The 11,559-nt window shown below is 55.4% G+C and carries 11 protein-coding genes; 7 read left to right on the top strand and 4 right to left on the bottom strand.

The window, feature by feature from the left end:
* Nucleotides 1-187: transposase domain-containing protein (locus ASB65_RS04840; protein ID WP_162266768.1), on the top strand; the 187-nt coding region annotated here is incomplete at its 5' end.
* Between the two features lie 167 nt (nt 188-354).
* On the opposite strand, the gene ASB65_RS04845 is transcribed toward ASB65_RS04840, so the two are convergent.
* The 3 genes from ASB65_RS04845 to ASB65_RS04855 form a co-directional block, all read right to left on the bottom strand.
* Nucleotides 355-1,098: a hypothetical protein gene (locus ASB65_RS04845; RefSeq protein WP_139786507.1), complete on the bottom strand. Its 744-nt coding sequence runs from the start codon at nt 1,096-1,098 to the stop codon at nt 355-357.
* Between the two features lie 180 nt (nt 1,099-1,278).
* Nucleotides 1,279-1,845: a thermonuclease family protein gene (locus tag ASB65_RS04850; RefSeq protein ID WP_060723286.1), complete on the bottom strand. Its 567-nt coding sequence runs from the start codon at nt 1,843-1,845 to the stop codon at nt 1,279-1,281.
* 335 nt (nt 1,846-2,180) lie between these two features.
* Nucleotides 2,181-2,876, bottom strand: a complete 696-nt coding sequence (locus tag ASB65_RS04855) for a hypothetical protein (protein WP_060723173.1) — start codon at nt 2,874-2,876, stop codon at nt 2,181-2,183.
* A gap of 661 nt (nt 2,877-3,537) precedes the next feature.
* Between ASB65_RS04855 and ASB65_RS04860 the strand changes: the two genes are divergently transcribed.
* Nucleotides 3,538-3,870: a DUF3768 domain-containing protein gene (locus ASB65_RS04860; protein WP_060723174.1), complete on the top strand. Its 333-nt coding sequence runs from the start codon at nt 3,538-3,540 to the stop codon at nt 3,868-3,870.
* Nucleotides 3,871-4,367: 497 nt separating this feature from the next.
* Here ASB65_RS04860 and ASB65_RS04865 read toward each other — a convergent pair whose 3' ends face one another.
* Entirely contained in the window at nt 4,368-4,619 is a 252-nt protein-coding gene (locus ASB65_RS04865; protein WP_060723175.1) for a hypothetical protein, read from the bottom strand.
* A 545-nt stretch (nt 4,620-5,164) separates the two neighbouring features.
* Between ASB65_RS04865 and ASB65_RS04870 the strand changes: the two genes are divergently transcribed.
* The 5 genes from ASB65_RS04870 to ASB65_RS04890 all read left to right on the top strand — a co-directional run bounded on the left by ASB65_RS04870 (nt 5,165) and on the right by ASB65_RS04890 (nt 11,477).
* On the top strand, nt 5,165-7,123 hold the full coding sequence (locus tag ASB65_RS04870; protein ID WP_060723176.1) for a ParB/RepB/Spo0J family partition protein: 1,959 nt from the start codon (nt 5,165-5,167) through the stop codon (nt 7,121-7,123).
* A gap of 142 nt (nt 7,124-7,265) precedes the next feature.
* Complete coding sequence (locus tag ASB65_RS04875; RefSeq protein WP_060723287.1) at nt 7,266-7,541, top strand: ribbon-helix-helix domain-containing protein; 276 nt, start codon at nt 7,266-7,268, stop codon at nt 7,539-7,541.
* Between the two features lie 2 nt (nt 7,542-7,543).
* The gene (locus ASB65_RS27045; protein WP_080868438.1) at nt 7,544-7,849 is read left to right on the top strand and encodes a type II toxin-antitoxin system RelE/ParE family toxin; all 306 of its coding nucleotides are present in this window, start codon (nt 7,544-7,546) and stop codon (nt 7,847-7,849) included.
* A 51-nt stretch (nt 7,850-7,900) separates the two neighbouring features.
* Entirely contained in the window at nt 7,901-9,448 is a 1,548-nt protein-coding gene (locus tag ASB65_RS04885) for a VPA1262 family N-terminal domain-containing protein (protein ID WP_236734542.1), read from the top strand.
* Nucleotides 9,435-11,477 (top strand): hypothetical protein, encoded by a 2,043-nt coding sequence (locus ASB65_RS04890; RefSeq protein WP_065695025.1) that lies wholly within the window; start codon nt 9,435-9,437, stop codon nt 11,475-11,477. The genes ASB65_RS04885 and ASB65_RS04890 overlap by 14 nt, the downstream gene beginning before the upstream one ends.
* The last annotated feature ends 82 nt before the right edge of the window (nt 11,478-11,559 follow it).

Here is an 11,559-nt window from a genome sequence, read left to right on the forward strand (position 1 = left end):
GAATAGCCTCTTCGCCGGCAGCGATGGCGGTGGAAGGACCTGGGCAACAATCGCCACGCTCCTTCAAACAGCGAAAATGAACAATGTCGATCCGCAGGCCTGGCTCACCCAGACACTCGAGCGCATAGCCAATGGTTGGCCCAGCAGCGATCTCGATGCACTCATGCCGTGGAATTACACGCGCTGAACGGTCTCAGCTTGCCGCTTACGCTTGTTCGGCAGTAGGGACGAAATGATTGACCACTCGTGGTCGGTGAGTTCGTAGCGGCGGCGTGTCATCATAGCTCCTAATTCGGAAGCCTTGAATCACGCGGAACGCAATGCGCCAAGAGAATTTATGAGTTTACCGCCTAGTTAAGCAGGCTGTTCAACGCCATTCCAGAATGGTGTTGGGAACATGTCTATCGGTGATGCCCCGCAAGCGGTGCAATGCCAAAGATTTTTGGCCATAGCGTGCCCATCATGTACAGCGTCACAATGCAGGCAATGCCACTCGGCCGATAATCCACGACCTAGGGGATGAGACGCCCTGCCCACTTGGTCAGGCATGGTTGAGCGGCGTGGCCAGTCGGCCGAGACGGCCGCATACATGCGGCCGGCACGCATCTTCAGCAATCGGGTGGCCCGCTCGATAAAGGCAGGGTCAAGAGCAGCCACGGATTTCACGCGCCGGCCCAGACGTTTGAGTTGCGGTTTGGCCGAAGGCGCTTGGTCAAGAACGATCTCCCAGCCTTGCGAGCCGAAGGCAACCTCGAACTCATCCCCAGCCAAATAGAATCTGTGGCCGTCCAGTTCGCCATGAAGCTCATCGGCCTCCATGGGTTTTGCATCCTCAGGAACCCAGTGGGTAAAAATAAGCGCGTTACCGTACACGCTGAAGTCAATTGGGTCTGCGGATTCCGAAAGAAGATCCGGCAGTTTGTCCATCTGCGCGGGCGTCGGCCTCCAGCCGTGCTTATAGGCTTCAGCAAGTCCGCACCAATGGGGTTGTCCCAAGGCAACTGCGACGATTTCCAAGGCGTTAATGTGTTTGATAGAACGCTTCCGTGCCAGCCTCTTGGCGGCAATCTTAAGCGTATTGAGGGTGTCGATGGCCATGATATCCATTCCTTGTTGTAACGGAATCCAACCGGGTGCCCACTGCCGACCGGACCCGTCCAAAGGAACGGTGTCAGTCTTGATCTATAAAACGCACTGCAAGGCTTCGCGAGATGGGCACACCGGCCTGTGCGTCAGGCCAAGTACATCCTGCCCGTGTGGTGAATCTGAGTCAATAGATTAGCACCACGGCTGCCGTCGTCCCATCCACGTCCGCGCCAGCCCTTCCGACACAAGAATGTCGCCAAGAGACCGACCATCCCGGATGAGTACCCTGAGTTTACGCCCGTACTTGTCTTCGTCACGTCCCGGCCATGACTGCATCTCAAAGGGACCGGCATTGACCAGCTCCAACAACCGCCTCGTCGCGCGATCCCCCAGCGACCTTTCAGATGCACAGCGGGGCGTGCCGATTTCGGGCGCGTCAATGTCGGCAACACGAATTTTGACTCCATTGCTCCAGATGGTATCGCCATCCACGACGCAGTTAACGCGGACACTCCCTGCGCAATAGTTATAGGTGGCGATCGCCGTTGCCGTTTGCTGGTCTCCCCTAATAATTGAAACACTGCGCTCTTTCGGAACGGAAGCTTGCGCAGGAACGGCATTTTCACCCATGAGGAAATACGACGCGCCCGCGCCGACGACAAAGCTCGCCAGCATGCTAAAGGCAACCAACTTGGCAAATGAGCCTTCTGAAACCGGCTGCGCCTTGCGTCGAGATTCCAACCGAACAACCTTGGACATGAAAGCTGTCTCCCCTATCCGTATCGAATACAGGGGATGCCATGTAGGTTCGGCTAACCCAACCGCTGCAATTTTAGAGAATGCAGATATATGGGGCTTCGTACTAAGCTCCGCCCATACGGAACGCACGGGCGGGTGCAGTCGGTCCCGCCTCTCCTTCGGACCAAACTGTTGAGGCTCCTGCGGCTGCACTCGTTCCGCCCTTAGCGTGACGAGAATGCCCGAAATCCCGCACAATCGCGGCGGTATGCTGATTTCTCCGATATTTTTCACTGTTTACGGCTGAGGCTGAACTTGCATGAACCTCCCGAAGGGGAGGATCTGGTCTGAGCGCTTCAGTCTCGCAGTGAAGCGTAGTCGCTCGTGTCGCGCAAAAACCGCGCAGCGTTGAGTGCAATGTCATCCATGTAATTTTTAACCAGAGCGTGGAACTCATGAAGCTTTTGGGCAATTTCCTGCGCATGGACACCATCGAGCACTTCCGGTGCTTCATCGACCTCAGTTCGAATCTTCTCCAGTTGGGCGCGAAGAAACGTGGCGTGGTCCATAGGAAGATATATTTCCGTTTCAAATGCTTCATAGTTTCTATCTGCGAACAAATCCAAAGCTCCGTTAAGAACCCTGACAATGTCGGTGCGCTTGTTGAGCCTTATGGCACTATTGCCCTTAGATCCGGAGAAAAACACCATGTAAGTGTATGCTATTCCGGACGACATCTTGCTGTTTTGCTCGATGTTGACTGCGAGAGCACGAAGGCGTCTAAGATTAAGGGCCGCGCTTTTCCGGTGGTGCCTATCTGCGTCCCGTATTTGTCGGGCAAGATAGATTATCGTGGGTACTGCGACCACAACAGCCGTCCACCCTCCAAGCGCCGAAACCCATTCCCTGTAGCAGTTTTGCTCATCGGGAGCGCACGCGAGGCCTCTCATTGTCGGAGCTTGCAACACGGTGTAGATAAAAAAAACAGCAACTATGCCGAATGCAGCAAACCAACCTGCCCAAAACCCTAAATCGTCGTCTTTCTTACCCACACCATCACCCTAAGCACCTTTTTCGTGACCATAGGCGTGTGGTGTGCTGTTTTGCAATGGCGGCATGCATGAAGAGCGACGGGCAAAGGTTCGCCGTTGGCCCGTGTCGTTCACTTCATCCCGGTAGTTCAAGCATAATCGGAATTGTGGCTTATGCGCGCCCCATTTCTAGGAACCTTCATTGCTGGGCGGATTTCGGCAAGGAATGCCCACCGAGAGAAATGCGCGGTTATGAATCATGTTGTAGCTGCCCACTCTTCATACGGAACGCACGGGGGGGTGAAGTCGCTCCCGCCTCTCCCACGGACCACTTCGTTGAGGCTCCTGCGTCTGCACTCCTTCCGCCCTTAGCGTGATGAGAATGCCCGAAATCCCGCCTGTGGCGGCGCGATACTGATTTCTCCGATTCTCTTCATTGTCCACGACAGGCCAACAAGTACGGTCTTTACGGCACGACGTGCCTCTTGTGGGGGGGGCCGAGGGGCTTTGCCCCTTCTCTCCCCCAAACAGGTTTTCCGCCCAGCTTCCTCCACTGCGTTCCGTGCAGCCGGTTCCCCGCGAATCCCTGTTGTCCCCTTCCAGCCCCACCGCTCGCGCGGCCCCGGGAAGCAGGACGGGGCCTGTTTCCCTGTCCATTTCAATCAAGACAAGGGACAAACCCATGACAACCGCGCAAACCCGCCGTATCCGTGAACTGAATGACGTCTTCCGCACCACTTGGCTCACAGGCAAGGTGCTTCTGACCTCCGGCATTCAAAACCTGCCAGATAGCACGCAATCCAGTATTGCCGAGGCCGTGCAAGGCTTCGATGCCTTCACGCCGGACAACGATCCCCACGGAGAACATGATTTCGGCGCCGTGACCATTGAGGGGCATAAGGTATTCTGGAAAATCGACTATTACGACCCGACCCTGCAATACGGTTCGGAAGCCCCTGAAAACCCCGCTGTCACCAAGCGGGTACTTACCATCATGTTGGCTGAGGAATATTAGGCCGATCAACCGAATGCGAGCATAGGAAGGCGTCATATTGACGTCTTCCGTCATAGCGTGCCTGTCCCGTGCCGCAGCGAGCAGCGCGTGACAGGAACGAGGGGCACCCTGAAACCCTGCCCCTCGCGCTCCCTCCCCACCCGTTACGGAACGCACACGCGGGTGCAGTCGGTCCCGCCTCTCCTCCGGACCACGCTGTTGAGTCTCCTGCGGCTGCACTCCTTCCGCGCTTAGCGTGACGAGAATTCCCGAAATCCCGCGTCATCGCGGCGCTATGCTGATTTCTCCGATATTCTTCATTTCACGGCCACGTCTTCGCTGGCTACGCGGCGCGCGCAACGTGTCCGGCTGATAATTATGTTTTTCCTTTGCACGACTTCGGCAGAATCGAATTTTTGTTCAGAACGTTCGGTTCACAGTGCAGACATAGGATCTGCGCTGTCGGGATAGCAGGGGCTTCGGGAACCGTCCCCTTACATGCGCGAGGTCCACGTCCCTTAGTTGATCGTTCTCACATCTAGTTCAAAATAGCGGCCGATCGAGCGCAGATATGCGGCGATCTCCATTCGGAGGTGATCCCGCTCTCCGTATCGCTTACTGATTTCGTGCACCTCACCGGATACACGTTCCATGTGCTCCTCAGCTACATCAATTTCCCCCAAAACATAAAGGTCATCGCCGATGGCACATATCGGGCATCCGGTCGCGATTATCTCGTCTACAAAATCAGCTATCTCGTCTTTGCGCATGGGGCTCTCCTTCTGACACGCGCTGAAAGTTAATGACCCTGATTGAAACGGCAACCTGCAAATCTGCACCTGTCGCCAGTCTAGTACGACTTTGGCAGAATTGATTTTGGGTTATTGTGAGCCTGATACGGCAGTGTGGATATGGTTGTGGTGGATGGTGGCGTGAACGCACGCCTGTAACCGGAGGTTTTCTGGCACCTAGGTAACCGTTCTCTGGAACGGCCACGCGTGGCCCTGGGATGTCGAGCGGCTGGGAAGGTGAACGTAGCGCCCACAACTCGGAGCGATCCGACCCGGTCCGAGACATGCCAACAAATAAGGTTCTCTACGGCACAATGTGCCTTTTATGGGGGCCGAGGGGCGTTGCCCCTTCTCTCCCCCAAACAGGTCTTCCGCCCAGCTTCCTCCACTGCGTTCCCGTGCAGCCGGTTCCCCGCGAATCCCTGTTGTCCCCTTCCAGCCCCACCGCTCGCGCGGCCCCGGGAAGCAGGACGGGGTCCTATTTCCCTGTCCTACGAAGTCAATCAAACCAAAGGACAAAGACCATGAACATGACCGTTCAGCAGCAAGATACCATCAACATCCTGACCGTGGCAGAACCCACCGTGGCCATCCAGCATGCCGTGGAAGCCATCGCCCTCAACCGGCTGGTGCCAAGTGCGGCCAACGTCCGGCGCGTCAATGCCGTCGTGGGCATATCGGAACTGGCGGACAGCATCGAAGCGCATGGGCTTATTCATAACCTGACCGTGCGCAAGGGCAAGAAGGGTAGATATGAGGTCGTGGCAGGTTCGCGCCGACTGGCCGCATTGCGCCTTCTGGCAAAAGAAGGCCGCTTGGCAGGAAACGCCGACATTCCGTGCAACGTCCGCGATGCCGAAAGCGATACCGAGTTGTCGCTGGCCGAAAACGTACAGCGTGAGGCCATGCACATCGTTGATGAGATTCTCTCATATCGCCAGCTGGCCGAAGACGGCATGGCAGCCGAGACCATTGCGGCGAGGTTCGGTCAATCCGTCATCACCGTGCGCCAACGGTTGAAACTGGCGAACCTCTCCCCGAAGGTGCTGGAGGTGATGCGAGAGGACGGGATGGGTATCGAGCAGGCAAAGGCACTCGCCATCAGCGATAGCCATGACGAACAGGAAAGGGTGTGGTTTGAAAGCCCATTTAACCGTGACCCGCGTACCCTCCATGCCATGTTGACCAGCGAGCATGTGCGCAGCACCGACCGACTTGCCCGCTTTGTAGGGTTGGAGGTTTACGAAGCGGCAGGGGGAACCGTTTTGCGTGACCTGTTTAACGCGGACAGCAGCACGTTCCTGACCGACCAACCGTTACTGACCAAGCTTGCCATGGGTGTTCTTGAGCAGGCCGTGGAGCCTCTCAAAGCCGAGGGGTGGGGTTGGGTGCAGACCTCCCTCGATGCCTCGGTCATGTATGGCGGCGGTTTTGGGCGGATTTATCCGCACACCCGCGAACTGACCGAGGACGAGCAGGCCGAGCTTTCGGCGCTCGGAGAACGCTTCGATGAGATACAGGCAGGGATTGAAGCCTTTGACGAAGGCGACCCCACTATTGAAGCCGAGGAACAACGTTTGGCCGAAATCGAACAGCGCATCGCCGTCATCCAGAACGTCACCAAATCCTACGACCCGCAGGAGCAAGCCTTGGCAGGATGCCTTGTGTATATCGACCAATTCGGCGCGATGCAGATCGGACGGGGCTATGTGAAGGCCGAGGACAAGGCAGCGCTCGAACAGCTTCGCCGTGGCGACACCGAGGACGCGGGACACGAGAGTGACGGCGGCATGGTTGCCGCTTCGCCCGCACCACAGCAACCGGATGCAGGCTATTCTGCCGCATTGGTAGAGGAACTGACCGCCATCCGCACCGCCGCGATGCGGGTGGAACTCGCGAACCGGCCCGCCATTGCCCTCGCAGCTTTGCTTTACCCATTGGTAGGCCGTATCTTCCTTGAGAGCTATACCTCTGTCGAGGCGGCCGTGGAAGTGAGCGGCCAGCGCCGCGAACTTGCCCCATCCATCAAGGAGCCAGCGGAGGCACGTCCCCTTGCGGCATGGCAAACGATGAAAGAGGCATGGGGCGACACCCTCCCCGGCCAGCCTGCCGACCTGTGGACATGGTTGCTCGATCAGCCCACCGACACGCTGCTGGAACTGCTGGCATTCGTGGCCGCCGCAAATTTAAACGGTGTCAAAGTCAAACATGACCAGAGCAAAGGGCGGCTGGCGAACGCCGACCGGATTGCCGAGGCGGTTGATCTCGACATGCGCCATCACTGGACAGCCGATGCCACATTCCTCAACCGGTTATCGAAGGCAGGTATTGCCGAGGTGTTGGAGGACGCGGGATGCGCTTCCCAACTGGTGCGGGCCGTTGAAAAGGCCCCGAAAGCCGAGGCGGTACAGGAAACTGAGAAGCACCTTGCGGGCAAGGGCTGGCTTCCATTGTTACTGCGTGGACGAGACCGCACCGAATAAAAGGCAGCGTTTCGTCATAACGAGAGGCCCGGACGGCATGTCTGGGCTTTTTGTGTTCCAGATCGGTAATTCTGTCGTCAGTAAAAGTGTAGGATTAAATCGTGTCGCGTGCTATAAGGGTGAGGAAACGAAAGTGACGACAATGCGCACCACCCAATCTCTTAGCATCACCCTCCCTATCGACATGGCCGAAATGGTCAAGGCGAAGGTGGCATCCGGCGAATACGCAACGGAAAGCGAAGTCATTCGCGATGGCCTGCGCACCCTCGCTGCGCGCGATGCTGCTGTAGAGCGCTGGCTAAATGACGACGTAGCGAAAGCATACGACGCTTATAAAGCTGATCCGTCCAGCGCATCGCCCTTGGACGACGTAATGAAGCGTTTGAATGCCAAAATGGCCAATCCCGAGAGCAAATAGTAGTGAAGCATTATATTGTTCGCCTTAGTCCGGAGGCGGAAAGCGACCTACTGCGCATTTATGCCTTCATCAGTGAGAAATCCGCCTCACGAGAGGTGGGTCGACGCTATGTTGACCGCATTACGGGATTTCTTGCGTCCTTCGAAACATTCCCAGAGCGTGGCACCGTTCGAAGCGATATTCGTGATGGTTTGCGGATTATTGGATTCGAAAATCGCGTCAGCGTGGCGTTCATAGTAGATGACGACAATGTGGTTGTCCTTCGTATTGCCTACGGCGGCCAGCAAATTGAATTTGGAGAGCACTAGGCATCGCGGATGTATAATCATGAGAATGGAATGCGCTGAAAGCTATTAAAGATGAGCGGTGATATGGCTTCAAGTTCACAGTATTGGCTTTGCGTAGCATCCAACGAAAACGGACAACTTATCCATGGGTGCCTCGTTTGCCACGCGGAGCCTTGGGCGATTTTACCGCCGGAACTTCATCATTCCGAGATAGAGTTAGGGGGCACGAAGCTTCATATCATCCAAGCTTTATTAGCTCGTGATGCTGCTTCAGAAATCGCGCTGAAGCTTGAAACAAAGTTTTCTCTTGATCTTTCTGCATACAGTGGCCCTACCATCTTAATGACTGGCCAGCGACATAGACTGCTCGACGGATTTGGGAAGTCAGCTAGTCCGACAATCACATATACTGCTGGGGATTTTCCCGATTTTGCGGACGCAATATGGCTTAACGCCATAGAAGCTCTGAAATCTCTTTTCGGGGAAGACTTCAGAAAGCACCCTGACCGTCTAGGCGCTTTTCTGGTTTTTGGGGACGTTCAGGCAACCGAAGTATTTGCATCAGTCGGTTTCGAGGTTGAGCGAGATCAGGGTGCGGACCTAACGGTTCATCCCAACCGCTTCACTCTCATACCTCGTGGCAGCATCGACGGTGCGATAGCCGTCCTTGTTGAGTTGTTGATCGATAGCGAACCTGCATACTCCGCACTATTGACACTCAGCGGCCATACCAGCCAAACTGTGGATGCTGTGCCCTTCGATGAATACCGCGTCAGCGTTTTCGACAAGACTGGCAGCCTTATCTTCAGAGAAGGCTGCCCCCTACTGCTGAAGTTCGGCTTTAATCTTTCCGCCATGGGACAGACTTACTCCATCAACGATAATCTAGCAGCCTCCGCAAAGGGTGTAGGAAAAAATTTACTGGCAAAGGCAAAGACGGTCACGCCGAGGTCAACCACGCGCTCATTTGTTGGCGTAAGTAGCGTTGCTTTTGACGCTCATTTCTCAAAAGCCAGAAGTCTTGTGCGTCGACTGGCGCCGGTCTCCACGGGGGATCGTTGGTTCCCGAGGGGGATCGCGAGCGAAATTGAGGTTATCCGACATTTGAACACGATGCTAGATGGAGGCCGGATAAGCTCCGCTGTCATCGTTGATCCATTTTTTGGTGTCGATACGCTCCGGCGCGTCATCGCCCGCCTCGAAAGCCTTGACGTAAAGCTGACCGTTGTCATGAGTTTGTCCGCCATCGATCCGGAAACAAACCAAGCAAAAGAAGGCCTCCTTGCGGACTTGCAAAAGATGCTCGAAGAGGTTCGCCATCACCCAGAGCAAAGCGCCATCACCGCATTGCGTGTGGTCAATCTGACGGACGGGGGAAAGCAAGCCTTTCATGATCGATATCTTTTACTGTCGCCCCACGAGGGAGAACAGGAAGTATACCTTCTATCCAATAGCCTGAACCGCATGGCGGGCAATTGGCCGTTTTGCATATCGAAACTGGATCCTGCTGCAGCGCGGGATGCAGCACACTACATTGTTGGACTTGTACAGGGTCGTGATATTTCAGGTTCGACGAAACCTGAAGTGACTTTCCAATGGCCACATCATGAGAACAGTTAAACCCACTCCGCTCCGTGTGGCCGGTGTCCTCGCCGCTTTAGCTTGGTTGATCGATGCCGACGATAAAACATGTGCTCGCAACATTCTCAAAACCGCGCGTCTCCAAGGGCTACTGCCGGTAACCCCTCACGGCGAACTCTGGAAGTGCAATGGAGAATTGCTTGGTAGTCTAATCAGCAAGCGAATCCACGCGCAACAGTGGCCGCCTCATGGGCGAATATTAATTGGAATCGGGGAACTGACGGCCAGATGCCATCTGTCTCTGACGGAATTTGAACATGGTGTTGGCCGGATGTTATTCGGCCACTCGTTTTCGAAAACCGCGAGGCATAAGATAATAATTGAGGCGCTTGAAGTTGCTCAAAGCAGAATCGCCGGTGACAGCCACGACGATTCGCTCATTTATGAAACGCAATCCATTTCGGTTAGTGACTGGAACCACCTAAAGTACGCCTACGATTGGGCACGCCACCCACCAAGGCCCATTATCTTCGCTGGTTACGGATTGGGTTTTATCGCCCGACTGTTTCTGCGTTGCGCACCTGATCACTTGCAATGGCTCACAAAAGAATCTGCTGATCGTGGATTGCTCCTTCCCGTTGTCGCTGCTTTGGGCGAAGCTTGTATATGGGAAGAAGATATAGCCCTAAAAGCCTTGGACAGCAGGGTGCCATTTATCATCGGTCTCGGGCTAGGCAGGCTTCAAAATGCGCGTGACGATGGTGAAAGTTGGTCTGCATCGTCAGTAGACGCAATTCTCGTAGAACGCAGTGTCCCAGATGAAGGCAGAAGACAGGTCAGTGCATTGACGCTCAAAGAGTGCGTGCACGCTTGGTATCGCCAAAAAGATCGCGCTGCCGAAGCTCGGCGGCGCCAGGAAACTCTCCGGCACGCGCCAGAACAGGCGACAGGCGGGGCGCGCTATGCAGCCGACGAGATAAGACGTTTGGAATCAGAGGTTCCGGCCTTTGAAACGCAGCGCGATGCCGTCGTCGCAAAGCTGGAAGATGCGTTGCGCACAGCGGCTAGGTTAGACGCTACACCGACAGAACACTGGAATCTATTTGACCCGTCGTTCGTCGACACACCGGAAATCCGGCATCGGTTCGCCATGGAGCATATCGAAGGTGAATCGAGACGCACCGCCCTCGAATTTTCTCTCGCAGTCTTCGATGAGATTCTAGGGACACGCCGACCCGAGAAAGCTCTTTTCGAGAACATCGACACAATTCGCGCAGGTAAGGACATTGCGTACTGGGCTGCATGTTCACAGGTGGAACTATCTAAAATTAAAGGCAGTGAAATGGGACGCGATGCGGCAATCCGGATTGCTCGTCTGGAAAAAGCTGTCCGCATTTACACCCTTCAGCCCTTTGCCGCGACAAGATTCGGTCAGCGCTTTCAAGATGGCCTCACCCGCTGGTCGTTAATGCTTCAATTCGCTTTTCACGTGTCCACCAGCCCATCAGGTGTGCTTGGGGAACTGCGGGGTCTTGCTTTGTCATCTGCGCAATTGTTTCTGCCGGTCGCATCCCGCTCGATGTACGGCTCAGAGGATGCAGATGCCATAGTCAATATGGTTGCAGATGCTATACTGACTTCTGAAGAGCGAGTTCGGTCACAATGGCTTCAAGATGAGCGTATGCCCGTCAAACTTAGGGCGGCGCTCGCATGGTCATCGGCCGCGACTCTTCACGAAAAACCTGATTTCGCACGGTCTTTGCTGGAACGTGCTGCGCGGGGAACCACTCAGACAGTCAGAGAATGGAACGCCACGGTCTTAATCAACCTTATGGATCGAGCTGCTGCCGCAATGTATCGCGAGAAGCGCAGTGAGGTCGCTTCGATGCTAGAGATACCCTACTCCCTCGCGATCTCATGTGCGAACGCGCCTTTGGCAAGGAGCCTTGATCTTCAGACGTTACTGGCAGCGGTGAATGGAGATTGCATCGCCCAGAAACAAGTGATTGATAATCTCGTTTGGAACCAAAGCCGGACAGCACATGCATTTGCGACAGCGCCGAAGTAACCGCATCAGTTGCTGCATCTGGAGAGTGACGCCGAACTGGTGTTGAAGACTTAAGCTGCCGTCTCGACTAAAAACCGCTAGA

The organism is Agrobacterium tumefaciens str. B6 (assembly GCF_001541315.1).
Lineage (GTDB): Bacteria > Pseudomonadota > Alphaproteobacteria > Rhizobiales > Rhizobiaceae > Agrobacterium > Agrobacterium radiobacter.